This window comes from Lelliottia sp. EB106-05-01-XG201 (assembly GCF_058791735.1).
In genome coordinates this window covers 1,504,703-1,529,801 of record NZ_JBYTDV010000001.1, presented here as the reverse complement: position 1 = coordinate 1,529,801, position 25,099 = coordinate 1,504,703, and the positions used below count along the sequence as shown (strand labels likewise).

Sequence of the window (25,099 nt, the reverse complement as noted above, 5' to 3'; positions counted from 1 at the left end):
CGCCATCAGGGTCAAAAAGAATGTGGTTAAGGTAGCGGTAAACGCCGTTTGCCGCAATGTTCGCTTGTCTGCAAAAAAGAAAGGGCCGGTATCCGGCCCTTTTTTCTGTCAGGAGACATTACTCTTCGGCATCATCTGCCGCATCGTCGTCGGTGTCTGCTTCCGGCGCAATTTCGTCATCGCCTTCTGCCACACTTCCGTCGATGGAATCGAGCTCTTCGTCATCCACCGGCTCTGCCACACGCTGCAGGCCAACCACGTTTTCGTCTTCCGCAGTACGGATGAGAATCACGCCCTGGGTGTTACGACCCACAACGCTAATCTCAGAAACGCGGGTACGCACCAGGGTGCCTGCATCAGTGATCATCATGATCTGGTCGCAGTCATCAACCTGTACCGCGCCGACCACGGAGCCGTTACGCTCGGTGACTTTGATCGAGATAACGCCCTGCGTGCCGCGAGACTTGGTTGGGTATTCCCCTTCCGCGGTACGTTTACCGTAACCATTCTGCGTCACGGTCAGGATTGCGCCTTCGCCACGTGGAATGATCAGGGAAACAACGCTGTCTTCGCCAGCCAGTTTGATACCGCGAACGCCGGTCGCCGTACGACCCATTGCGCGCACGGCGCTCTCTTTGAAGCGCACCACTTTACCGGCGGCAGAGAACAGCATCACGTCATCAGAACCGGAAGTCAGATCCACACCGATCAGTTCGTCGCCTTCGTTCAGGTTGACGGCAATAATGCCGGCAGAGCGCGGACGGCTGAACTCTTTCAGTGCGGTTTTCTTCACGGTCCCGCTGGCGGTCGCCATAAAGACGTTCACGCCTTCTGCGTACTCGCGTACCGGCAGGATCGCGGTGATACGTTCGTTCGGCTCCAGCGGCAGCAGGTTGACGATTGGACGACCACGCGCCCCACGGCTCGCTTCCGGCAGCTGATAGACCTTCATCCAGTAGAGACGACCTCGGCTGGAGAAGCAGAGGATCGTGTCGTGGGTGTTGGCCACCAGCAGGCGGTCGATAAAGTCTTCTTCTTTAATACGTGCAGCAGATTTGCCTTTACCACCACGACGTTGTGCTTCGTAGTCGGTCAGCGGCTGATACTTCACGTAGCCCTGGTGAGACAGGGTCACAACCACATCTTCCTGGTTGATCAGATCTTCGATGTTGATATCCGCGCTGTTGGCGGTGATCTCAGTGCGACGCTCATCGCCAAACTGGTCGCGGACCAGCTCCAGCTCTTCGCGAATCACTTCCATCAGACGATCTGCGCTTCCGAGGATGTGCAGCAGCTCAGCGATCTGCTCCAGCAGCTCTTTGTATTCGTCGAGCAGTTTTTCATGCTCAAGGCCGGTCAGTTTCTGCAGACGCAGATCCAGAATCGCCTGGGCCTGCTGTTCAGTCAGATAGTATTGACCGTCACGCACGCCGAACTCCGGCTCCAGCCACTCAGGACGCGCAGCGTCATCGCCCGCACGTTCCAGCATGGCGGCCACGTTACCCAGCTCCCACGAACGGGCAACCAGGCCCGCTTTCGCTTCGGCAGGGGTTGGCGCACGACGGATCAGTTCGATGATCGGGTCGATGTTCGCCAGCGCAACGGCCAGAGCTTCGAGGATATGGGCACGATCGCGTGCTTTACGCAGTTCGAAAATAGTACGGCGAGTCACTACTTCACGGCGGTGACGGACGAACGCGCTCAGGATCTCTTTCAGGTTCATGATCTTCGGCTGACCATGGTGCAATGCCACCATGTTGATACCGAAGGAAACCTGCAGCTGAGTCTGGGAGTAGAGGTTGTTCAGAACCACTTCACCCACGGCGTCGCGTTTGATTTCAATCACGATGCGCATACCGTCTTTATCAGACTCGTCACGCAGCGCGCTGATGCCTTCAACGCGTTTGTCTTTCACCAGCTCCGCGATTTTCTCGATCAGGCGCGCTTTGTTCACCTGATACGGAATTTCGTGGACGATAATGGTTTCACGACCGGTTTTTGCGTCCGCTTCTACTTCGGCGCGGGCACGAATATAAATTTTGCCACGACCGGTGCGGTAGGCTTCTTCAATACCGCGACGGCCATTGATGATGGCGGCAGTCGGGAAGTCCGGGCCAGGGATGTGTTCCATCAGCCCTTCAATGCTGATGTCTTCATCTTCAATAAAGGCCAGGCAGCCGTTGATCACTTCCGTGATGTTGTGCGGTGGAATATTGGTGGCCATACCCACGGCGATACCGGAAGAACCGTTCACCAGCAGGTTTGGGATCTTGGTTGGCATCACGTCTGGAATGCGCTCGGTGCCGTCGTAGTTATCGACGAAATCCACCGTCTCTTTTTCCAGGTCGGCCATCAGCTCATGGGCGATTTTCGACATACGGATTTCCGTATAACGCATCGCCGCAGCGGAGTCGCCATCGACAGAACCAAAGTTACCCTGGCCATCTACCAGCATGTAACGCAAGGAGAATGGCTGTGCCATACGCACGATAGTGTCATAAACGGCGGTATCACCATGAGGGTGGTATTTACCGATTACGTCACCAACGACACGGGCAGATTTTTTGTAGGCTTTATTCCAGTCATTGCCCAATACGTTCATGGCGTATAGTACGCGACGGTGTACCGGCTTCAGGCCATCTCGGACATCCGGCAGCGCACGGCCAACAATGACCGACATCGCATAGTCCAGATAGGAGCTCTTCAGCTCTTCCTCAATGTTAACCGGTGTAATTTCTCTCGCAAGGTCGCTCATCTAACCGCTATCCCTCTACTGTGTCCCGGATTCAAAGGTCGCAAATTATAACACAACCGCTCTCAGACAGGTAAACCTGTATGCTTTATTCACGGGGAGAGCCTGATATACTCGATCCTCTTGCGAAATAAGGAGTAAAAGCGCCCATGAATGCCGAAAAATCCCCGGTAGCTCACAACGTTGACCACAACGAGATTGCCAAATTTGAAGCGGTGGCATCCCGTTGGTGGGATCTCGAAGGTGAGTTCAAACCTCTGCACCGCATTAACCCGCTGCGTCTGGGCTATATCGCGGAGCGTTCCGGCGGTCTGTTCGGTAAAAAAGTGCTCGATGTCGGCTGCGGCGGCGGCATTCTGGCTGAAAGCATGGCGCGCGAAGGCGCTACGGTCACCGGGCTGGATATGGGCTTTGAGCCGCTACAGGTCGCCCGTTTGCATGCACTCGAGAGCGGTATTCAGGTCGATTACGTTCAGGAGACGGTGGAAGAGCACGCGGCGAAACACGCCCATCAGTATGACGTCGTCACCTGCATGGAGATGTTAGAGCACGTCCCTGACCCGCAGTCGGTGGTTAACGCCTGCGCAGCGCTGGTCAAACCCGGCGGCCAGGTCTTCTTCTCGACCATCAACCGTAACGGCAAAGCCTGGCTGATGGCGGTCGTAGGTGCGGAATATGTGCTGCGGATGGTGCCGAAAGGCACGCACGACGTGAAGAAATTCATCAAACCGGCGGAGCTGTTAGGCTGGGTCGATGGCACCTGGCTCAAAGAGCAGCACATCACCGGTCTGCATTACAATCCGTTAACGGATAAATTCAAGCTCGCGCCGGGCGTAGATGTTAACTATATGTTGCACGCAACCTCCAAAAACGACTAACGTCATCAACTATTCTTATAAAGATTGCGCGGCATCATGTTGCGCAATTTTGACCTCCCGTTGAAGAAATCAGCACTCGATCAAATTTTGAATTTTTTTTCTAAATTATTGACATGTCGTCCAGGCCTTACAGTACGAGGACTTAGGCTTTTTTAACCTTTCACAACCTCAATTTAACCTCAAAATCAACCCTTGTACTGAAATGATTCGATACTAGAATACTCACCATATAGCGTTCATTTAATCGCAAAACCCCTATATGTAGTATTTATCCACAGACTTAGTCACAAGGCAGTTCTGTGGATAAACGGGGGATATTTCTATTTCACGGTAATTCACGGACAGGTAAAAACCCACATGAATCAGAGTCTGCTGGTGACAAAGCGCGACGGTACCACTGAGCGCATCAATCTCGACAAAATCCATCGAGTTCTCGACTGGGCAGCAGAAGGACTGAATAACGTATCTATCTCCCAGGTTGAGCTGCGTTCTCACATTCAGTTCTATGACGGCATTAAAACCTCTGACATCCACGAGACCATCATCAAGGCGGCGGCAGACCTGATCTCCCGCGAAGCGCCAGATTATCAGTATCTCGCGGCACGTCTGGCCATTTTCCACCTGCGTAAAAAAGCCTACGGCCAGTTTGAGCCGCCAAAGCTTCACGATCACGTAGTGAAAATGGTTGAGCTGGGCAAATACGACACGCATCTGCTGGAAGACTATAAGGAAGAAGAGTTCGAGCAGATGAACGGGTTTATCGATCACTGGCGCGACATGAACTTCTCCTACGCCGCGGTGAAGCAGCTCGAAGGCAAATACCTGGTGCAGAACCGCGTGACGGGCGAAATCTACGAGAGCGCGCAGTTCCTGTATATTCTCGTCGCCGCATGCCTGTTCTCCGGCTATCCGCGTGAAACGCGTCTGAGCTACGTGAAGCGTTTCTATGATGCGGTTTCTACCTTTAAAATTTCTCTGCCTACGCCGATCATGTCTGGCGTGCGCACCCCGACTCGTCAGTTCAGCTCCTGCGTCCTGATCGAGTGCGGCGACAGCCTGGATTCCATCAACGCCACCTCCAGCGCGATTGTGAAATACGTCTCCCAGCGTGCCGGTATCGGCATCAACGCCGGTCGTATTCGTGCGCTGGGCAGCCCGATTCGCGGCGGTGAAGCGTTCCACACCGGCTGTATTCCGTTCTACAAACACTTCCAGACCGCCGTGAAATCCTGCTCGCAGGGCGGCGTTCGCGGTGGCGCTGCGACGCTGTTCTACCCGATGTGGCACCTGGAAGTCGAAAGCCTGCTGGTCCTGAAAAACAACCGTGGCGTCGAAGGCAACCGCGTTCGTCACATGGACTACGGCGTACAGATCAACAAGCTGATGTACACCCGCCTGCTGAAAGGCCAGGACATCACCCTGTTCAGCCCGTCTGACGTCCCGGGTCTGTACGATGCGTTCTTCGCCGATCAGGACGAGTTCGAGCGTCTGTACACCCAATACGAAAACGACGACAGCATCCGTAAGCAGCGCGTGAAAGCGGTAGATCTGTTCTCCCTGATGATGCAGGAACGTGCCTCTACTGGCCGTATCTACATCCAGAACGTCGACCACTGCAACACCCACAGCCCGTTTGATCCGGCCATCGCGCCAGTGCGCCAGTCTAACCTGTGCCTGGAGATCGCCCTGCCGACCAAACCGCTGTACGACGTTAACGACGAAAACGGTGAAATCGCACTTTGCACCCTGTCCGCTTTCAACCTGGGCGCGATCAAGAGCCTGTCCGAGCTGGAAGAGCTGGCGGTGCTGGCGGTTCGTGCCCTGGATGCCCTGCTGGATTATCAGGACTACCCAATCCCTGCGGCAAAACGTGGCGCAATGGGCCGTCGTACCCTGGGTATTGGCGTGATCAACTTTGCCTACTGGCTGGCGAAAAACGGTAAGCGTTACTCCGACGGCAGCGCCAACAACCTGACCCACCAAACCTTCGAAGCTATTCAGTACTACCTGATGAAAGCCTCGAACGAGCTGGCGAAAGAGCAAGGCGCGTGCCCGTGGTTCAACGAAACTACCTACGCGAAAGGCATTCTGCCGATCGATACCTACAAGAAAGATCTGGACGGTATCGTGAACGAGCCGCTGCATCTCGACTGGGAAGGCCTGCGTGAGTCCATCAAAACTCACGGTATGCGTAACTCCACGCTCTCCGCGCTGATGCCGTCCGAGACCTCTTCGCAGATCTCCAACGCCACCAACGGCATTGAGCCGCCGCGCGGCCACGTGAGCATCAAAGCGTCGAAAGATGGCGTGCTGCGTCAGGTGGTGCCGGATTACGAACTGCTTGGCAATAACTACGAACTGCTGTGGGAGATGCCGAATAACGACGGTTACCTGCAGCTGGTGGGCATCATGCAGAAGTTTATCGACCAGTCGATCTCTGCTAACACCAACTATGACCCGACGCGCTTCCCGTCTGGTAAAGTGCCGATGCAGCAGTTGCTCAAAGATCTGCTGACCGCCTACAAATTTGGCGTGAAAACCCTGTACTATCACAACACCCGTGACGGTGCTGAAGATGCGCAGGATGACATGGCACCTTCTATCCAGGACGATGGCTGCGAAAGCGGCGCGTGTAAGATCTAGTATTGTCTTTTGCCGGATGGCGGCGTAAACGCCTTATCCGGCCTACATAATTACAAGGTGTTGTAGGCCGGATAAGCGAAGCGCCATCCGGCATTACACTCCTACAGGACCCACATTAATGGCATATACCACCTTTTCACAGACGAAAAACGACCAGCTCAAAGAGCCGATGTTCTTCGGCCAGCCGGTCAACGTGGCACGCTACGATCAGCAAAAATATGACATCTTCGAAAAGCTGATCGAAAAGCAACTCTCCTTCTTCTGGCGTCCGGAAGAAGTGGATGTTTCCCGCGACCGTATCGACTTCCAGGCGCTGCCGGACCATGAAAAGCACATCTTCCTCAGCAACCTGAAATACCAGACGCTGCTGGACTCCATACAGGGTCGTAGCCCGAACGTGGCGCTGCTGCCGCTGATCTCCATTCCGGAGCTGGAAACCTGGGTCGAAACCTGGGCGTTCTCCGAGACGATCCACTCGCGCTCCTACACCCACATCATCCGCAACATCGTCAACGATCCGGCGGTGGTGTTTGACGACATCGTCACCAACGAGCAGATCCAGAAACGCGCCGAGGGCATCGCCCACTACTACGACGAGCTGATCGAAATGACCAGCTACTGGCATCTGCTGGGTGAAGGCACGCACAACGTGAACGGCAAAACCGTGACCGTGAATCTGCGCGCCCTGAAAAAACAGCTGTACCTGTGCCTGATGAGCGTCAACGCGCTGGAAGCGATCCGCTTCTACGTCAGCTTTGCCTGCTCGTTTGCCTTCGCTGAGCGCAAGCTGATGGAAGGTAACGCCAAAATCATCCGCCTGATCGCCCGTGACGAAGCCCTGCACCTGACCGGCACTCAGCACATGCTGAACCTGCTGCGCAGCGGCGTGGACGATCCGGAGATGGCTGAAATCGCCGAAGAGTGTAAACAAGAGTGCTACGACCTGTTTGTGCTGGCCGCGCAGCAGGAGAAAGAGTGGGCAGATTACCTGTTCCGCGACGGTTCGATGATCGGTCTGAACAAAGACATTCTGTGCCAGTACGTGGAGTACATCACCAACATCCGCATGCAGGCGGTGGGCCTTGAGCTGCCGTTCAAAACGCGTTCTAACCCGATTCCGTGGATCAACACCTGGCTGGTGTCCGATAACGTACAGGTTGCGCCGCAGGAAGTGGAAGTGAGTTCGTACCTGGTCGGTCAGATTGATTCCGAAGTGAACACTGACGACCTGAGCGATTTCCAGCTCTGATGAGCCGAGTCACGCTAAGCCTTTCCGGCACAGAAGTGCTGTGCCGCGAAGAGCACCCTTCCCTGCTGGTGGCGCTCGAGTCGCATCAGGTTGAGGTCGAATACCAGTGCCGCGCCGGTTACTGTGGCTCCTGCCGCTGTCGTTTAGTGGCAGGCCAGGTTGATTGGCTCACGGAGCCGCTGGCATTTATCCACGAAGGGGAAATTTTGCCCTGCTGCTGCCGGGCAAAAGGCGATATTGAAATTGAGATGTAATGCCTGAACGACACGCCCGGCGGCGCTACGCTTGCACGGGCCTACGGGTTTTGTAGGCCGGGTAAGCGCAGCGCCACCCGGCAATACATGCGTCTGATTATCCGCGTCTCTGCATCATCTCCGCATGATGACGCTTCTCGCCAATCATCACCACGATCAACAGCAACACCGCCATCACGCTGCCGCCAATCATCACCATAAAGCCACCGTCCCAGCCGAAGAAATCGACCGTGTAGCCAACAATGGCGCTGGCCGCGACCGACCCGCCGAGATAGCCAAACAGACCGGTAAAGCCCGCGGCAGTCCCTGCGGCTTTCTTCGGTGCCAGCTCCAGAGCATGCAGACCGATCAGCATCACCGGGCCGTAGATCAGGAAGCCGATCACGATCATACAGGCCATATCCACGCCCGGATTACCCGGAGGGTTGAGCCAGTAAACGACCGTCGCGATGGTCACCAGAGTCATAAAGAACACGCCCGTTGCGCCACGGTTGCCTTTGAACACTTTGTCCGACATCCAGCCGCAAATCAGCGTCCCCGGGATCCCGGCGTATTCATACAGGAAATAGGCCCACGAGGACTTATCCAGCGCGAAATGCTTCACCTCTTTCAGGTAGGTCGGCGACCAGTCGAGGATGCCGTAGCGCAGCAGATAGACAAACACGTTCGCCACCGCGATGTACCACAGCAGTTTGTTTGGCAGGACGTATTTCATGAAGATCTGCTTCGCCGTCAGCTCCTCTTCATGCTGCTCGCTGTAGTCATCCGGATAGTCGTTTTTATACTCTTCAATCGGCGGCAGACCGCAGGACTGCGGCGTGTCGCGCATCAGGGCAAAGGCAATCATCGCCACCAGAATCGCGCCGAACGCCGGCATGTACAGCGCCGCTTTCCAGTCGTTAAACCACGCCATTCCCAGCAGGAACAGCAGCGGTGGAATACCGCCGCCGACGTTATGGGCGCAGTTCCACACCGACACAATCCCGCCGCGCTCTTTCTGCGACCACCAGTGAACCATGGTGCGTCCGCACGGCGGCCATCCCATCCCCTGGAACCAGCCGCAGACAAACAGCAGAACAAACATCACCGCGATGCTCGACGTCGCCCAGGGCACAAAGCCCATAAACAGCATCACCGCCGCCGCGAGGATCAGCCCCGCCGGTAAGAAGACGCGCGGGTTAGAGCGATCCGAGACGGATCCCATAATGAATTTAGAAAAACCATAGGCAATGGAAATGCCGGACAGGGCAAAACCTAAGTCACCGCGTGAAAAACCCTGCTCGACCAGGTACGGCATCGCCAGCGCGAAGTTTTTACGCACCAGATAGTAGGCGGCATAGCCAAAGAAAATCCCGAGGAAGATTTGCCAGCGCAGGCGGCGATAGAGCGGGTCGACTTCTGCTTCTGGCAGACGCGCCCGATGCGGGGCAGGTTTGAAGATACTGAGCATAACAGCCTCCGTGGCCATGTATTGAATTGCCGGGGCGTTATACTTCACCCCGGCTCCAGAGAGGCGGGGATGTTAAATAATCACAACGATTGTTACTGTGAATCAACGCACGAATTGTTACAGAAATATGACACAGTGCGCAAAAAGGCGCACGGAATCACGTTTCATTTTCGTATTATGCTCGATTATGTTCGAAATCAAACAAACCCCATTTTTGATGTGGCTAAATGGTAAAAAACGAACATGAGGGAAGACAATGACAATCCGCGATCCCCGTTACAGCGATGTGATTATCATTGGCGGCGGCGCAACGGGCGCCGGAATGGCGCGGGACTGCGCCCTGCGAGGCTTGAGCGTGACGCTCCTCGAGCGTCATGACATTGCCACCGGTGCAACCGGGCGTAACCACGGCCTGCTCCACAGCGGCGCGCGCTACGCCGTCACCGATAACGAATCCGCGCGCGAGTGCATTGCCGAAAATCAGATCCTCAAACGCATCGCCCGCCACTGCATTGAGCCGACCAGCGGCCTGTTTATCACCCTGCCCGAAGACGATCTCGCCTTTCAGCAAACCTTTATTACCGCCTGCACGGAGGCCGGGATTTCCGCCGAAGCGATCGATCCTCAGCTTGCCCGACGCATCGAACCGGCGGTAAACCCTGCGCTGCTGGGCGCGGTGAAAGTTCCCGACGGCACCGTCGACCCCTTCCGTCTGACGGCGGCCAACATGCTGGATGCCCGCGAGCACGGCGCGACCGTTCTGACCGCCCACGAAGTGACGGGGCTGATCCGCGAAGGCGACAGAGTGCGGGGCGTGCGTGTCTACGACCATCTGTACGGGGAACACAGCGCGTTGTACGCCAGCGTGGTGGTAAACGCGGCGGGGATCTGGGGCCAACGCATTGCCGAATATGCGGATCTCTCCATTCGCATGTTCCCGGCCAAAGGCTCGCTGCTGATCCTCGATCATCGCATCAACAATCACGTCATCAACCGCTGTCGCAAACCGTCTGACGCCGACATTCTGGTGCCCGGCGATACCATCTCCCTGATTGGCACCACCTCGACGCACATTGATTACAACGACATCGACAGCAACCGCGTCACCGCCGAAGAGGTGGATATCCTGCTGCGCGAGGGGGAAAAACTGGCCCCGATCATGGCGCAAACCCGCATTCTGCGCGCCTATGCCGGTGTGCGTCCTCTGGTGGCCAGCGATGACGACCCGAGCGGACGCAACGTCAGCCGCGGCATTGTGTTGCTGGATCACGCCGCGCGCGACGGGCTGGAAGGCTTTATCACCATCACCGGTGGCAAGCTGATGACCTACCGGCTGATGGCCCAGTGGGCAACGGACGCCGTGTGCCGCAAGCTGGGCAATACGCAGCCCTGCACCACCGCGGAACGTCCGCTGCCGGGTTCGCAGGAGCCGACCGAAAAAACGCTGCAAAAAATCATCTCCCTGCCCGCGCCGCTGCGCGGTTCAGCCATTTACCGTCACGGGGATCGCACGCCCGTCTGGCTCGGGCAGGGCCGTCTCAGCCGCAGCCTGGTGTGCGAATGCGAAGCCGTCACGGCGGGGGAAGTGCAGTACGCGGTCGAAAACCTGACGGTCAATAATCTGCTCGATCTGCGCCGCCGCACCCGCGTTGGGATGGGCACCTGTCAGGGCGAGCTGTGCGCCTGCCGCGCGGCCGGTCTTCTGCAACGGTTTAACGTGACCACCTCAGCGCAATCACTGACACAGCTCAGCGAGTTCCTCAACGAGCGCTGGAAAGGGGTGCAGCCTATCGCCTGGGGCGACGCGCTGCGCGAAAGCGAATTTACCCGCTGGGTCTATCAGGGACTGTGCGGACTGGAAAAGGAGCAGCACGATGAAGTTTGATACGGTGATTATCGGCGGCGGTCTGGCCGGGCTGATGTGCGGTCTGAAGCTGACGCAACGCGGCCAGCGCTGCGCCATCATCACGCGCGGTCAAAGTGCGCTGCATTTTTCATCCGGCTCGCTGGACCTGCTCGGCGCGATGGCCGACGGGTCATCCGTGCAGAATCCGCTGACGGCGCTGGAAAACCCGCAGGCCCTGCCGCCAGAACATCCTTACCGTCGGGTGGGCGTCGACAATATTTCCCGTCTGGCACTGGAAACCGAAGCGCTGCTCGCGGCGTGCGGCACGCGCTTAAAGGGTAACGCCGGGCAAAACCATCAGCGCGTCACGCCGCTGGGCACCCTGCGCAGCGCGTGGCTCAGCCCGGAAGAGGTGCCTGTCGCCCCCGCGCAAACCCAGCGCGTTCGCGTCGTCGGCATTAGCGGCTTTCTTGATTTTCAGGCCCACCTCGCCGCCGCCTCGCTGCGTCATCAGGGGATCGAGGCGGACACCGTCGAAATTGAGCTGCCGGAGCTGGATGTCCTGCGCGACAACGCCAGTGAGTTTCGCGCGGTGAATATCGCCCGTCTGCTGGATAACGACGTTCACTGGACGACGCTTTACGACGCTTTAAAACCGCTGGCGCAGGGCGTCGACGCACTGTACATGCCCGCCTGCTTTGGGCTGACGGATAACCGTCTGTGGCGCTGGCTTTCCGACCGCCTCCCCTGCCCGCTGCATCTCCTGCCTACGCTTCCCCCTTCCGTACCGGGCATTCGTCTGCACAATCAGCTCCAGCGCCAGTTTGTCGCCCAGGGCGGTGTGTGGATGGCGGGCGATGAGGTCAAAAAAGTGTCGCTGGAGGAAGGCAAAGCTACCGCAGTCTGGACGCGCAACCACGAGGATATCCCGCTGCGCGCCCGTTTCGTGGTGCTGGCGAGCGGGAGCTTCTTCAGCAACGGCCTGCTCAGCACCCGCGAAGGCATTCGCGAGGCGGTAATGGGCCTCGACGTACGCCAGAGCGCCTCTCGCGCCGACTGGTATCAGAGCGACTTCTTTACCCCACAACCGTGGCAGCAGTTCGGGGTCATTACCGACGATCGCCTGCGCCCGCAGCTTTCCGGCGTGGCTGTCGACAATCTTTACGCCATAGGTTCGGTACTCGGCGGTTTTGACCCGATAGCCCAGGGCTGCGGAGGCGGCGTGTGCGCCATTACCGCGCTGGCGGTGGCCGAACAGATTTGCCAGCGTGCGGGAGAACACCCATGAACGATACCCGTTTTGAAAGCTGCATCAAATGCACCCTCTGCACCACCGTCTGCCCGGTCAGCAGCGTGAACCCTCGCTATCCCGGTCCGAAACAGGCCGGGCCGGACGGCGAGCGTCTGCGCCTGAAAGATGGCGCCCTGTACGATGAGGCGCTCAAATACTGCATCAACTGTAAGCGCTGCGAGGTCGCCTGCCCGTCTGACGTCAAAATCGGCGACATCATCCAGCGCGCGCGGGCGCAGTACAGCACACAGAAACCGACCCTGCGCGATGCGATTCTGAGCCACACGGATCTGATGGGCAGCCTCTCCACCCCGTTCGCCCCGCTGGTCAATGCGGCCACCGCCCTGAAACCGGTGCGCAAACTGCTCGACGTGGCGCTTAAAATCGATCATCACCGCAGCCTGCCGAAATACTCCCACGGCACCTTCCGCCGCTGGTATCAATCTGTCGCCGCTGAACAGGCGCAATACGCCGACCAGGCCGCGTTTTTCCACGGCTGTTACGTGAACTATAACCACCCGCAGCTGGGGAAAGATCTGGTCAAGGTGCTTAACGCAATGGGCACCGGCGTGCAGTTGCTGAATAAAGAGAAGTGCTGCGGCGTGCCGCTGATTGCCAACGGTTTTACCGACAAAGCGCGCAAACAGGCCCGGCATAACGTGACTTCCCTGCGCGAAGCAATTGTCGACAAAGGCATTCCGGTGCTTGCCACTTCGTCTACCTGCACCTTCACCTTGCGCGATGAATATCCGCATCTGCTGGACGTCGATAACAGCGGCCTGCGCGAGCACATCGAACTGGCGACGCGCTTTATCTGGCGCAAGCTCGATAGCGGCCAGACGCTGCCGCTTAAGCCGTTGCCGCTAAAAGTGGTGTATCACACGCCGTGTCATATGGAGAAAATGGGCTGGGCGATCTACACGCTGGAGCTGCTGCGGCTGATTCCAGGGCTGGAGCTGACGGTGCTGGATTCGCGCTGCTGCGGGATTGCGGGAACGTACGGCTTTAAGAGCGAAAACTACCCGACCTCACAGGCCATCGGTGCGCCGCTGTTCCAGCAGATTGAAGAGAGTGGCGCGGATCTGGTGGTGACCGACTGCGAGACCTGTAAATGGCAGATTGAGATGTCCACCAGCAAGCGCTGCGAGCACCCGATTTCGCTGCTGGCGAAAGCATTGCAGTAGCTAATTGTTAAGCATCTGAGGTTTTTCCGTTCACCTCATGTTTGGCAGAACATAAAGGCTTCTTCACCTGTGAACGTGACAAGGGGGCTGCGCGGCCCCCTTGTCAATCCCCGCGCCCCGCCATGAAATCGGTGCTTCGCACTGCGCTCACCTCCCGGCCAACTGCCTGCGGTCGGCTCGACTCGACTTCCTGTCTCGTTTCGCCTCTGGCCGCCATCCCTGGCGTCCAGCCCTTGTCATCCGGCCTCCGGTTCGCCGATTTCTGCGGGGGCCCACACCGGTGCCACATTCAGACGGCTGTAAAGCTGGAGGGAGCGGGAGTCCGGCTGAAAATCGCCGAAGCGTTTCCTGGAGGCCGGGTCGAGGCGCAGGGAAGCGCCGAGAGGGTGCGACCTGCATGGATGCAGGATCGCGCCCGACCCGATAGCCGCAAGGAATAAGCTGAGGGCACCGCGAAGCGGCGATTTTCCTGGCCTGGAGCCGGGATTGTAAAGGGCGCGGCGGCGAGCGCCCTTTACACGTTCACCGCAGAGGAACGGACAGGAAGCAGAGGAAATGAAGTGAACGGAACGATTCCACTACTTCTGTAAAGGGCATCAGGCATTGCCTCCCGAACTCATTTATTCAATAAACAGCGTATCCACCACATCAATCCACCCATGATCGCTCGCAACATCTTTCCCATTCAGCCAGCGGCGCAGCATGTTCAGGGCCATCATCGCGCACACTTCCTGACGCACCGGCAGGCTGTAGCGCGTGGCACTCATTTTCACTCGCAGCGCATGGGTGCCCTGCGGCGTGGCGAGGGCAAAGTTAAGATGATCGTCTTCCAGACCTGTCACCGCCAGCGCCAGCCCGGCGAAATGATTCACCCGACGATCGGCCGTCCAGTGGGCGGTTTGCGCCAGAGTCTCTTCCTGAGACGGTACCACTTCGCTCGCCAGCAGCGCGGCGTTGGCCCGCGAGAGCTGCAGCGCCAGCAAACCACCGGTGAACTGCTCGCTTAAGGTCAGGCTCAGCTGACGCTCCTGCAGATGACGGGCAATTTGCGCCGGTAATCCTTCGGTGCCTTCGAAGATCAGGTTTTCACCTGCCACGCGCTGCACTTCCGGCCATGCCGCCAGCATCGCCGCTTTTTGTGTCGCCGGGCCGGTGAGTTTCAGTTCGATAATTGGCATCGAGGAGCGATAGCCCATCGACACTCCTTCCGGCAATTCGAGGGGATCGAGGCTTTGCGCCAGATCGCTTTCCGAGCGGCCAAAAGTGGTGAGACGCAGGCAAATCGGCGGCTCGGGCAGCGTGAATCGCTCGCGCAGGCGCGGCATGATCTCCTGCTCGACCATCACTTTAAATTCAGAGGGGACGCCGGGGGTGAAGAACATCAGGCAGCGGTTCAGCTTGACGGCAAACCCGCAGGCCGTGCCGACCGGGTTATTGATAAATTCAGCGCTGGCGGGTATTTCCGCCTGCTTGCGGTTGCTGGGGGCCATCACCCGCCCGCGATCGGAAAAGAAGCGCTCCATCTGCGTCAGCCACGCTTCGTGCAGCACCAGCCCTTCGCCTTTTGCCGTGGCGGCGGCCAGCGCGCTGAGATCGTCGCTGGTCGGCCCGAGGCCACCGTTCACAATCAGCACATCCGCATGCTCGCTGCGCTCGCGCAGCACGTTGACGAGTGACTCGAGGCTATCGCCGACGGTATTGCGGCGCGTTAAGGGTAATCCCTGCTCAAAGAAAAAATTGGCCAGCCAGGCCGCATTGGTATCGGTAATTTGTCCGTGCAGCACTTCATCGCCAGTGGACAACATTTCCACGCTTATCATCGTGTTCTCCCACGTATTGAGTGGAAACACTATAGCGCAAACCGATGTGGGGGGAAGAAAGAAACAGGTGCGGCAGGACGCCGCACCTGAAAATCAGAAACCTGCGCTCACACCAACGTACGGGCCGTCGGCCAGCGCGTTGTCGCGGTTGCCGTCTTTACCGGCGAGGTTCAGGTAGCGGTAGCCCGCTTCGATAGTGATTGGACGCATGATGGTCCAGCGCGCACCGGCGTTGGCTTCTTCATAGCTGTCGATACCGCTGGAGAGGGAATCCGGAGAGTAGTAGTACTCGCCAAACAGGCCGAAGCTGTCGCCGATTTTCCACTGCAAACCGCCGCCCACTGCCGCCGCGTAGCCTTCGCTGCCGTCGTTCGGGTTGGTGTAGATCCCTTTCCCGCCCACGGTCGCCAGGAATGGTCCCAGCGGAATGTTCAGACCCAGGCCGAGGCTTGCCGCATCGCCGTCGTCATCGTTATGCGTCCAGCCGCCGGTCATCGCCAGGCCGGAGGTCTCCGTGCCCATGCCAAAACCAAGGTGGGTGTAATCTTTACCCGCCTGGCCGCTGAAAGAAATTGCGTTTGCCGCTGCAGATACAAACATCAGGCCGCTCAGGCCCAGTAATGCCACTTTTTTCATTGTCGTGATCCCGCACTCATTGAATAGATATCCCAAAACCGCGCGATTTTAACCCGTGCGGGCCTGGGATCAATGCGCTATCAGTGCGTATGACGTTTAGTTTGTAACGATTTGAAACTTTCCGGCTTTTTTGCAAGCAGTGTTAAGGTCAATTAACGGACTAGCCTTTCAGAAAAGCATTAACCCACTGCTGTAACGCCCGACGGGAGATTTTGATCCCACCGCTTTTCAGCTCGGCAGGCAACACCAGCCAGTGTCGCGGCTGCTGGAACCGCGCCAGCTTGTCGCTGACCCACTCGGGAAACGCGCCGATATCGGCGTTTTCGGCGCACTCGACCACCGCCACCGGGCGCTGACCGAACTCGGCGTCATCCAGCGGCACGACAAACACCTGATGAATCAGCGGATGTGCGCTAATTACGCGCTCCAGCTCTTCCGGCTGAATGCCCTCGCCGCCGCTGAAAAACAGATTATCCATGCGTCCAACAATCGTCAGACGGCCATCGCGCAGCTCCCCACGATCGCGAGTTGCGAACCAGCCCTGCGCATTGGCAAGCGGCGCTAAACCGCCGTCGCGCCAGTAACCGCTGGCCATCGATTTCGCTTTCAGCCAGACCTCACCGTCAACGATGCGGACTTCACGGCCGGGCAGCGCATATCCCACGTCAGGTTTGCCATCGGCTTCTTTCGCACAAACTGTGGAGGCAAACTCCGTCAGGCCATAGCCGCACCAGCTTCTGATGCCCTGCTCTTGCGCCTTAAGAGTTAGCTCAACGGGGATCGCCGCGCCGCCCAGCAGCACCGCTTTGAGGGCGACGGGGTCGTGGTTATTCAGCAGGCGCCAGAGCTGCGTCGGGACCAGCGACGCATGCGTGCAGCCCTGCAGCATCTGCTCCAGCGGCTGTTTTTCACGCACGGTTAAACGGGCACCGGCCAACAGCCAGCGCCAGAGAATCCCCTGCCCGGAGACGTGAAACAGCGGGAGCGAGAGTAGCCAGTCATCGTCTTCGCCATAGGGCATCAGGGAGAGCACGCCCTGCGCGCTGGCAAGATGGGCCTCACAGGTGTGTACCGCCGCTTTTGGCAGGCCGGTGGAGCCGGAGGTCAGCGTCATCGACGCCAGTCGCTCTGGCTGCCATGGGGCCGCGTGGACGCCTGCGGATTCGCGCATCGCGAGCTGCGGCAATCCGTCGAAATCGCCGTCCAGCAGCAGGGTAAAGCGCAGGGTCATCTGCGGAATTAACACGTCCAGCAGCGGGCGCGGAAGCTGCGGGTTAACGGGTAAGATTCGCGCGCCGCATTGCAGCAGCGCCAGCCAGGCGAGCAGCGTGTCAGGGTGGTTTTGCGCCATCAGCATCACGCCGTCGCCGTCCTGCACGCCCTGCTGTTGGAAGCCGCTGGCCAGCGCATCGACGCGCTGACACAGCTTATGCCAGGTCAGAATCTCACTGTTCAGGCGCAGGGCCGGTTTATCGGCCTGCTGCTGACACCAGTGTCGCCACGGCCAGTCGGTAAAGCTCATAGCAGCGGCTCCAGCGCCTCAACGTCCACCAGCGGGAGCGCATTGTCCGGCCAGCAGCGCACCAGCTGGGCCTGCATCAAATTGAGCGTGTCCAGCCCCGGAATGGTGTTCGGGGTCAGCCACGCGGCAATCCGCGCCAGTTGGGTCAGGCCGAGGCTCGACTCGATGGAGGAGCTGATTACCGCGGTTAACCCCAGCGCGTGGGCCGCCGCGACCTGCTCGCGCACCTTATCCAGACTGCCCGTGAGCGTCGGTTTGATCACCACCGCGCTGACACCCGGCTCGGCGATAAACTCGAAATCTGCCTCGCGCAGGCTTTCATCCCAGGCAATGGCAATCCCCGTCTCCTGTGCAAAGGCGCGCGAGTCGTCGCGGGTTTTGCACGGCTCTTCCATAAACGCGATGCGGTTGCGGTAAACCGGATTGACATATTTCGCGAACTGCTGCGCTTTGAGCGGCGTCCAGGCGCGGTTGGCGTCCAGACGCAGACGCAAATCCGGGATCGCCTCGAGCAGCAGATTAACGACCATACCGTCGCGTACCGCTTCGTACAGGCCCACTTTGACCTTAGCGACTTTCTCGCCCGGCATGGCGGCAAGCGCCACAAACAGCTCGTCCGGATCGCCGGAACAGAGCGGCGCGGCGCGATAATCCGCCGCCTCCGGCAGCGTGCCGTCCAGTTCGGCGAGCGCGCAGCTAATCCCGAAGGCAGCAGAAGGCACATCCGGCAGCACCGGAGAAGCGCCGTCGCGCCAGGCGTTAACCCAGCTCAGCAGCGCCGCCTGGGCGTCGTCCAGCGATTCGAGGCTAAAGCCTGGCAGCGGCGAGACTTCGCCCCAGCCCTGCTTTTCGCCCTGCTGCAAATGGACGAACAGACCGTCACGGGTTTTTAACCGCCGTTCACGCAGCACCACGCCCGCGTCCATCGGTATCTGCCAGCGGTAAACCTGCGCGCGACGCATTACGGGTTCCGTTTGTATTTGCTGAAGTCCGGCTGGCGTTTTTCGTTAAACGCGTTGCGGCCTTCCTGTCCTTCTTCGGTCATGTAGAACAGCATGGTGGCGTTACCCGCCAGCTCCTGCAGACCGGCCTGACCGTCGCAGTCGGCGTTCAGCGCGGCTTTCAGGCAGCGCAGCGCCATCGGGCTGTTTTGCAGCATTTCGCGACACCAGCGGACGGTCTCTTTTTCCAGATCGGCAATCGGCACCACGGTGTTGACGAGGCCCATATCCAGCGCCTCTTTGGCGTCGTACTGACGGCACAGGAACCAGATTTCACGCGCTTTTTTCTGACCCACGATGCGCGCCATGTAGGAGGCACCCCAGCCGCCGTCGAAGGAGCCGACTTTCGGACCGGTCTGGCCAAAGATGGCGTTTTCAGCGGCAATCGTCAGGTCACACATCATGTGCAGCACGTGGCCGCCACCGATGGAGTAACCGGCGACCATTGCGACAACAGGTTTTGGACAGGTGCGGATTTGGCGCTGGAAGTCGAGCACGTTCAGGTGATGTACACCGGAGTCATCCTGGTATCCGCCGTAGTCGCCGCGCACTTTCTGATCGCCGCCCGCGCAGAAGGCTTTGTCGCCCTCCCCGGTCAGCACGATCGCGCCGATGTTGTCGTCGTAGCGCGCATCGGCCATGGCCTGCATCATCTCTTTGACGGTCAGAGGACGAAACGCGTTACGCACCTGCGGACGGTTAATGGTGATTTTGGCAATGCCGTCGGCAGATTTGTGGTAACGAATATCCGTGTAGCCTTCGGAGCAGTCTTGCCATTCAACGGGTGCATAGAGCATTTGTTCATCAGGGTAGATCATAGGATGTCCTTTGTTCGAAGACGCAGTATCTGCGCCAGACTCGCGGCAACCGCAGCGGGATTGTCCCGGTGGGCGTTGTGTCCGGCATTGGGAATCACATGGCGTTCGGCGTGAAGTTCAGCCGCGAGGGCTGCAAACTTCTCGTCGCGCTCGCCATACACATAGTGAAAAGGAATGTTGCTGGCGCTGAGCGCCGCACGTAAATCAGGCTGTACCGCCAGAGAGGTGGCTTCCAGCATGGCCGCCAGGGTCGCGCCGTTGTTTTGGCTGCGCAGGGCAACCAGTTCGTCGCGCTGGGCGACTGTCAGGGAGGCAAAGACCGGCTGCTGATACCACTCCTGGAAGACTGACGCCAGGGGTTCATCGCGAAAGCGTTGCGCCCAGCGTTGATCAGACAGGGATCGCGCCTCTCGCTCTGAGGCGTCGCGCAGGCCAGGATGACCGCCTTCCACAATCAGCCCCGCCAGCCCTTGCGGCTGCTGGCAGGCATGAAACATCGCCACGCGGCCGCCGAGGGAGTACCCCACCAGCCAGTAGTTAAGTATGTTGTAACTAAGGAGCGTATTGCTCAGAAGCTGGCTGACGTCGCTGAAACCCGTCACGGCCATATCCTGTGAACCGCCGTGGCCGGGGAGATCGAGATACAACTGCGGGTAGTCGGGCAGCTGCGCCCCTACCCTCTGCCATTCACGGTGATCGCCGGAAAAACCGTGCAGGAACACCAGCCAGGGGAGGCCTGGTTTTCCGGCGCGCATTTCCCCGGCGAGGATCATAGATGGCTCACCTGGGCGAGGAGGTTTTGCAGCTTCTGCGCGCCGTCGGAATCGTTGACCACCAGCTCAATCAGCGTGGCGCCCGGCTGTTTCCAGGCGCGGCTCATGGCCTCATCCAGCTCCGCCCAGCTTTGCGGGCGGCGGTATTTGAGGCTAAACATTGCCGCGGCGTGCTCGAACTGCACGTTTTGCGGCATGAGGTAGAAACGCTCGCGCTCGCTTTGCGGCGTCGGCAGCAGGGAGAAAATCTGCCCGCCGTTATTGTTGACCACAATCAGCACGAACGGTGCGGAGACCTGGCGCAGCAATGCCAGCGCGTTGAGGTCATACAGGGCCGATAAATCCCCGACAATCGCCAGCGTCGATTTGGTGCTCGCGCGCTGCACGCCCGCCGCGGTGGAGATCAAACCGTCGATCCCGCTCGCGCCACGGTTGCTGTAGACCGGATACCCGGCAGGCAGTTTTGCCAGGGCATCAATCAGACGCACCACCAGGCTGTTGCCGACAAACAGCTGGCCCTGCTCCGGGAGATACTGGCGGACGCGGTGCGCCAGCTCAGCCTCGCCAAAACCTTCGCACTGCTGCGAGGTTAACTCCCAGGCCTGGCGCGACAGCGTCGGGATATCCATCGCCCACGGCTGGCGTTTTTCTGCCGGATGGGCGTCCAGCCAGTCATCGATGTTGCTGACCAGACGACGCCCGCGATGGTGCGCCGGATCCAGGCGTCCTTCCAGCGGGTCCACCAGCCAGTACTCTTCCGGCTCGCAGGTGGTTTGCCATTGCAGTACGCGCTTACCCGTGAGGCTCGATCCCAGCTGGACCACGATTTGTGCCTGCGACAGCTCTGTCACAGCTTTGGCGTTACTCAGCCAGAGGTCGGCGCAGGGCAGCGGCTGTCCGGTTTGCGAAAGCACGTCGCCAATCAGCGGCCAGCCGAGGGTTTGCGCCCACTCCGCCACCCGTTTGCCCTCGGCGGCGGTCATGCGGCCGGCAAGGACCACGCCGCGCTTTTGTCGCCAGAAGAACCAATCGCGCTGTTTTGCGCTGTCGAGATGGGTCTGAGCGCGCAGCCAGGGTTTGTCGCTGCGCCACCAGTTACCGAGGGTTTGCTGCCACTCCACGCCGGTGTCGTCCATTTCACCATACAGCGGTTCGGCGAACGGACAGTTGATGTGCAGCGCACCGCTGTGCAGCGATCCCAGCGCATGATCAATCGTCGAGACCAGCCAGCTGGCGGGGATATCTTGTGTCGGACGCGGAAGCGCGATGGACTGGGACGGATGAGAGGCAAAAATGCCCGGCTGGCGAATCGCCTGATTAGCGCCGCAGTCAATCAGTTCCGGCGGACGGTCGGCAGTGAGCAGAATCAGCTTTTCGCCCGTCAGCCCGGCTTCAATCAGGGCCGGATAGAGGTTCGCGACCGCCGTACCGGACGTCACAATCACCGCCACGGGCGCCTGGCTGACTTTTGCCAGCCCAAGGGCCAGATGGCCAAGACCGCGCTCATCAAAATGGGTGTGATGAATAAACGCCCGGTTTTCTGCCGCCGCGAGCGTCAGCGGCGTAGAACGTGAGCCCGGCGCAATACACACATGCCTGACGCCATGGCGAGTCAGGGCTTCGAGGATCACCGCCGCCCAGCGTCGGTTAAAAGAACTTACTGACATGAAATTGTCCGGTATCAATATTGAGACACAGTATAAATAATAGAGAGTGATTGAATTTTGATATGAATCGGGATTGCGCGACTCAGTATTAATCCATAAGGAGCAGTGTTCTCAGCCCTGCGGCTTTGTTCTCTATCTCCTGCCACTCCTCCTCGGGAACGGACCCACTGACAATCCCTGCCCCGGCATAAAGCCTGACTGCTGAATCACTGACGCGCGCGCTGCGAAGCGCCACGCAAAATTCACTTTGTGCCAGCGACAAATAGCCCGCCGAACCGGCATACCATTCCCGGTCGAAGGGTTCAAAGGTCTGGATAAAGTCGTGCGCCGACTGGCGCGGCAAACCGGCGACGGCGGCCGTCGGCTGTAACAGCAGCAAACACTGCTCGTCGTCCGCGTCGTGTAATTCGGTCCAGATACAGCGGCGCAGGTGTTGCACCTTGCGCAGCCGGACGATTTGCGCCGGGAGCACCTCCAGCGCCTGAGTATGGCGTTGCAACCGCTGGCAGATATCTTCCACCACCAGCATGTTTTCGCGCTGGTTTTTGTCGTCCGCCAGCAGCCACTCGCCCAGACGTTGGGCCTGAGCGTCGTCGGGATGGCTGGCGACCGTACCGGCCAGCGCTTCGGTGCGCAGATGCGTGCCGCGCCGACGCCACAGGCGCTCCGGCGAGGAGCCCATAAACGCGCTGTGGGCGTCGAACACCATGCAGAAATGGAAGCAGTTGAGATTCAGACGGCGGCTGGCGGCCATCAGGGCGATGGCGTTCACGCCGCGGTCGAAGTGCAGATCGGTCGCGCGGGCCAGCACCACTTTATCGAATGCGCCACGCTCGATGGTGTCGGTGGCCTGCGAAACCAGCCGCAGCCACTCCGGCTTTTCAGGCAGATGCGTTTCGCGCACTTTGTGCATCGCGAGGGCAGTAATGGGTTTGCTCTGACTGAGCTGTTGCAGGAAGGCGCTGGCCTGTTGCGCGTCGTCCTGAAGCGAATGGTCGCTCGCCAGGTTCAGGCGCAGCGTCGCCCCACCGCCCAAACGCTGCCATAACAGACGCGGCAGGAACAGATGGCTCTTTTCAGGACTAAAAGCGTTCAGCCCGCAAATACGGGTATCGTCAGGAAGCGAATGGGTCTTGAGAAACTGGCGGGCGAGCGCGAGTGAGGAGAAGTGTTGCACTGCGCCGAGGGCGGCGAGCTCTTCTTCGCCGCTACGCTGCTGCCAGTAAAACTGGGGATAAGATGCCTGAGCGCCCAGCCAGGCCAGGGGATCGAAGGCATCGTTTAACGGGAAAGCAATGTCGATATGGCGTACGCCGGGGGTTGCCGGAAAGTCTTGCGCCAGAAAGCTGCAAAGACGTTCCATCGCGACTGAAATCGAATGCACGCTGACCTCTCCCTGTTAAAACCTCACATTATACGGGGTACTTAGCCGAAAAAGCAGTACCCACGTTTAGGGAGGGGTCACCGTTTGTGCGCAGAATCAGCGGCGAGAGAGCAGAAGCCCCAGCACCAGGCCGACGGCCGCCCCTGCGCCAATGCCCTGCCACGGTTTTTCGTGCACGTAATCATCGGCGCGATAAACCGCTTTTTTGGCGCGATAATAGTAATTATCGGACGCGTTGCTGACGCGGTGTTTCACCTCTTCCAGCGCCCGTTCAGCGCGCGCTTTCAGCTCAATGTACTTTTGGTCAGCCGGATCGCCCGATGAGCGCAGCACTTCTTCCAGCGTTTCGCTTAGCAGCGCCAGGTCGTCGTCGATACGGGAATCCCAGGATTGAAATGACATATCTTTCTCCATGTGAGTGCATCAGTCCCTAACTATAGACAACGACAGCGTATTACGCCTGTTTCGCTTCCCTTGCCATGCCGATGTGGGGAATGCCGTCTTCGTCATACACGTCCGTGACCGGGGCAAAACCAAAGTGGGCGTAGAAGGGTTGCAGATGCGCCTGAGCGCCGAGGTATAACGCCTTGTCTGGCCACTGTTTTTCGCAAGATTTCAGCGTTTGCTCCATCAGCGCATAGCCAAGTTTTTCCCCGCGTGCATTACTGCTGATAATTACGCGGCCAATGACGACCGGTTCATAATCCTCTTCGCTTTTCAGAATCCTCGCATACGCCACCAGCTCGTCATCTTTCCAGCCGAGGATATGGCGGTTCTCGCCCACCAGGTCATCGCCGTCGATATCCTGATACGGGCAGGTTTGTTCCACGACAAACACTTCGCAGCGCAGTTTAAGCAGCGCGTAGAGGGCGGAAACGGTCAGTTCACTATGATGTAAATCTTGCCACTGGATCATGTCAGGCTCCTTATTGGATTTCATCCCGTTATACTAAACACTTCTCGTGAGTCATAGAGTTTGATGATGTTATGGAACTGATTTTTCTCGGTACGTCTGCCGGTGTGCCAACCCGATCACGAAACGTGACGGCAATATTGCTCGATTTGCAGCACCCGACGCACGCGGGCTTATGGCTTTTCGACTGTGGTGAAGGGACGCAGCATCAGCTGCTACGCACCGCGTATCACCCCGGCAAGCTGGACAAAATTTTTATCACCCATCTGCACGGCGATCATCTGTTTGGCCTGCCAGGGCTGCTGTGCAGCCGCTCAATGGCCGGGAACGCTAACCCGCTGACGATTTACGGCCCGGCGGGGATTCAGGAATTTGTCGAAACCACCCTGCGCCTGAGCGGGTCGTGGACCGATTACCCGCTGGAGGTGGTTGAAATTACCGAGGGGGTGGTCTTTGAAGACCCACGCTATAGGGTGACGGCGCAGCCGCTGAATCATCCGGTGGAGTGCTATGGCTATCGCGTGGATGAGCACGACAAGCCCGGTGCACTGGACGCTGCAGCGCTGATTGCCGACGGCATCAAACCGGGGCCACTGTTCCAGCAGCTGAAAAACGGCGAAACCGTTACCCTGGATGACGGGCGCGTGGTTAACGGTCAGGATTATCTCGCATCCCCCATTCCCGGCAAAAAAGTGGCGATCTTTGGCGATACGGCACCCTGTCCGCAGGCGCTGCTTCTGGCACAGGGCGTGGATGTGCTGATTCACGAGGCGACGCTTGAAGCAGCAATGGAAGAGAAAGCCAACAGCCGTGGGCATAGCTCTACCCGTCAGGCGGCGGCCCTGGCGCGGGATGCAGGCGTGAAGAAATTGATCGTCACCCACGTCAGCTCCCGCTACGACGCCGAGGGCTGCGCGGCGCTGCTCGCGGAGTGCCGGGAGGTATTCGCAGAGTGCGAGCTGGCCCACGATTTCTGGCAGGTTTGCGTTTAGCCCTTCACTTTTCCCTCAGCGTGCCG

General features: G+C 58.8%; 20 protein-coding genes. 8 read left to right on the top strand and 12 right to left on the bottom strand.

What is annotated here, in order from left to right; genetic code table 11:
* Nucleotides 1-118: 118 nt before the first annotated feature.
* Nucleotides 119-2,755: a DNA topoisomerase (ATP-hydrolyzing) subunit A gene (gyrA, locus tag AC3WS9_RS07160; protein WP_282495143.1), complete on the bottom strand. Its 2,637-nt coding sequence runs from the start codon at nucleotides 2,753-2,755 to the stop codon at nucleotides 119-121.
* 146 nt (nucleotides 2,756-2,901) lie between these two features.
* On the opposite strand from gyrA, the gene ubiG reads away from it, so the two are divergent.
* From ubiG to yfaE, 4 genes are all read left to right on the top strand, one after another.
* Nucleotides 2,902-3,630, top strand: a complete 729-nt coding sequence (gene ubiG / locus AC3WS9_RS07155) for a bifunctional 2-polyprenyl-6-hydroxyphenol methylase/3-demethylubiquinol 3-O-methyltransferase UbiG (RefSeq protein ID WP_492487514.1) — start codon at nucleotides 2,902-2,904, stop codon at nucleotides 3,628-3,630.
* 357 nt (nucleotides 3,631-3,987) lie between these two features.
* Nucleotides 3,988-6,273 carry a class 1a ribonucleoside-diphosphate reductase subunit alpha gene (gene nrdA, locus AC3WS9_RS07150; RefSeq protein WP_492487513.1) on the top strand — a complete coding sequence of 762 codons (2,286 nt, stop codon included), beginning with the start codon at nucleotides 3,988-3,990 and terminating at the stop codon, nucleotides 6,271-6,273.
* A gap of 118 nt (nucleotides 6,274-6,391) precedes the next feature.
* A complete protein-coding gene (gene nrdB / locus AC3WS9_RS07145) occupies nucleotides 6,392-7,522 on the top strand; it encodes a class Ia ribonucleoside-diphosphate reductase subunit beta (RefSeq protein WP_282495146.1) in 1,131 nt (376 codons plus the stop codon).
* Nucleotides 7,522-7,776 carry a class I ribonucleotide reductase maintenance protein YfaE gene (gene yfaE / locus AC3WS9_RS07140; RefSeq protein ID WP_282495147.1) on the top strand — a complete coding sequence of 85 codons (255 nt, stop codon included), beginning with the start codon at nucleotides 7,522-7,524 and terminating at the stop codon, nucleotides 7,774-7,776. The genes nrdB and yfaE overlap by 1 nt, the downstream gene beginning before the upstream one ends.
* 97 nt (nucleotides 7,777-7,873) lie before the next feature.
* Here yfaE and glpT read toward each other — a convergent pair whose 3' ends face one another.
* Nucleotides 7,874-9,226, bottom strand: a complete 1,353-nt coding sequence (gene glpT, locus AC3WS9_RS07135) for a glycerol-3-phosphate transporter (RefSeq protein ID WP_282495148.1) — start codon at nucleotides 9,224-9,226, stop codon at nucleotides 7,874-7,876.
* A gap of 256 nt (nucleotides 9,227-9,482) precedes the next feature.
* On the opposite strand from glpT, the gene glpA reads away from it, so the two are divergent.
* From glpA to glpC, 3 genes are read left to right on the top strand one after another with little or no spacing between them, the layout of a single operon-like run.
* On the top strand, nucleotides 9,483-11,111 hold the full coding sequence (gene glpA / locus AC3WS9_RS07130) for an anaerobic glycerol-3-phosphate dehydrogenase subunit A (RefSeq protein ID WP_324722758.1): 1,629 nt from the start codon (nucleotides 9,483-9,485) through the stop codon (nucleotides 11,109-11,111).
* Nucleotides 11,101-12,360: a glycerol-3-phosphate dehydrogenase subunit GlpB gene (glpB, locus tag AC3WS9_RS07125; RefSeq protein ID WP_492487510.1), complete on the top strand. Its 1,260-nt coding sequence runs from the start codon at nucleotides 11,101-11,103 to the stop codon at nucleotides 12,358-12,360. Before glpA ends, glpB begins: the two co-directional genes overlap by 11 nt.
* A complete protein-coding gene (gene glpC / locus AC3WS9_RS07120; protein WP_492487508.1) occupies nucleotides 12,357-13,547 on the top strand; it encodes an anaerobic glycerol-3-phosphate dehydrogenase subunit GlpC in 1,191 nt (396 codons plus the stop codon). The genes glpB and glpC overlap by 4 nt, the downstream gene beginning before the upstream one ends.
* A 620-nt stretch (nucleotides 13,548-14,167) precedes the next feature.
* Here the strand turns inward: glpC and AC3WS9_RS07115 are convergent.
* The 10 genes from AC3WS9_RS07115 to AC3WS9_RS07070 all read right to left on the bottom strand — a co-directional run bounded on the left by AC3WS9_RS07115 (nucleotide 14,168) and on the right by AC3WS9_RS07070 (nucleotide 24,084).
* Nucleotides 14,168-15,367, bottom strand: a complete 1,200-nt coding sequence (locus tag AC3WS9_RS07115) for a nicotinamide mononucleotide deamidase-related protein YfaY (RefSeq protein ID WP_285146763.1) — start codon at nucleotides 15,365-15,367, stop codon at nucleotides 14,168-14,170.
* Between the two features lie 93 nt (nucleotides 15,368-15,460).
* On the bottom strand, nucleotides 15,461-16,003 hold the full coding sequence (locus tag AC3WS9_RS07110; RefSeq protein ID WP_282493621.1) for a YfaZ family outer membrane protein: 543 nt from the start codon (nucleotides 16,001-16,003) through the stop codon (nucleotides 15,461-15,463).
* 160 nt (nucleotides 16,004-16,163) lie between these two features.
* Nucleotides 16,164-17,525: an o-succinylbenzoate--CoA ligase gene (gene menE, locus AC3WS9_RS07105; protein ID WP_492487505.1), complete on the bottom strand. Its 1,362-nt coding sequence runs from the start codon at nucleotides 17,523-17,525 to the stop codon at nucleotides 16,164-16,166.
* A complete protein-coding gene (gene menC / locus AC3WS9_RS07100; RefSeq protein WP_492487503.1) occupies nucleotides 17,522-18,487 on the bottom strand; it encodes an o-succinylbenzoate synthase in 966 nt (321 codons plus the stop codon). The genes menE and menC overlap by 4 nt, the downstream gene beginning before the upstream one ends.
* Nucleotides 18,487-19,344 carry a 1,4-dihydroxy-2-naphthoyl-CoA synthase gene (gene menB / locus AC3WS9_RS07095; protein ID WP_095282734.1) on the bottom strand — a complete coding sequence of 286 codons (858 nt, stop codon included), beginning with the start codon at nucleotides 19,342-19,344 and terminating at the stop codon, nucleotides 18,487-18,489. Before menB ends, menC begins: the two co-directional genes overlap by 1 nt.
* On the bottom strand, nucleotides 19,341-20,117 hold the full coding sequence (menH, locus tag AC3WS9_RS07090) for a 2-succinyl-6-hydroxy-2,4-cyclohexadiene-1-carboxylate synthase (RefSeq protein WP_492487500.1): 777 nt from the start codon (nucleotides 20,115-20,117) through the stop codon (nucleotides 19,341-19,343). The genes menB and menH overlap by 4 nt, the downstream gene beginning before the upstream one ends.
* Nucleotides 20,114-21,784, bottom strand: coding sequence for a 2-succinyl-5-enolpyruvyl-6-hydroxy-3-cyclohexene-1-carboxylic-acid synthase (gene menD / locus AC3WS9_RS07085; RefSeq protein WP_492487498.1), 1,671 nt, complete (start codon nucleotides 21,782-21,784; stop codon nucleotides 20,114-20,116). The genes menH and menD overlap by 4 nt, the downstream gene beginning before the upstream one ends.
* 88 nt (nucleotides 21,785-21,872) lie before the next feature.
* The gene (gene menF, locus AC3WS9_RS07080) at nucleotides 21,873-23,168 is read right to left on the bottom strand and encodes an isochorismate synthase MenF (RefSeq protein ID WP_492487496.1); all 1,296 of its coding nucleotides are present in this window, start codon (nucleotides 23,166-23,168) and stop codon (nucleotides 21,873-21,875) included.
* A 96-nt stretch (nucleotides 23,169-23,264) separates the two neighbouring features.
* Nucleotides 23,265-23,570 (bottom strand): stress response protein ElaB, encoded by a 306-nt coding sequence (elaB, locus tag AC3WS9_RS07075; protein WP_282493628.1) that lies wholly within the window; start codon nucleotides 23,568-23,570, stop codon nucleotides 23,265-23,267.
* Nucleotides 23,571-23,622: 52 nt separating this feature from the next.
* Complete coding sequence (locus AC3WS9_RS07070) at nucleotides 23,623-24,084, bottom strand: GNAT family N-acetyltransferase (protein ID WP_285149257.1); 462 nt, start codon at nucleotides 24,082-24,084, stop codon at nucleotides 23,623-23,625.
* 71 nt (nucleotides 24,085-24,155) lie between these two features.
* On the opposite strand from AC3WS9_RS07070, the gene rnz reads away from it, so the two are divergent.
* Nucleotides 24,156-25,073: a ribonuclease Z gene (rnz, locus tag AC3WS9_RS07065; RefSeq protein WP_492487495.1), complete on the top strand. Its 918-nt coding sequence runs from the start codon at nucleotides 24,156-24,158 to the stop codon at nucleotides 25,071-25,073.
* Nucleotides 25,074-25,099: the final 26 nt, after the last annotated feature.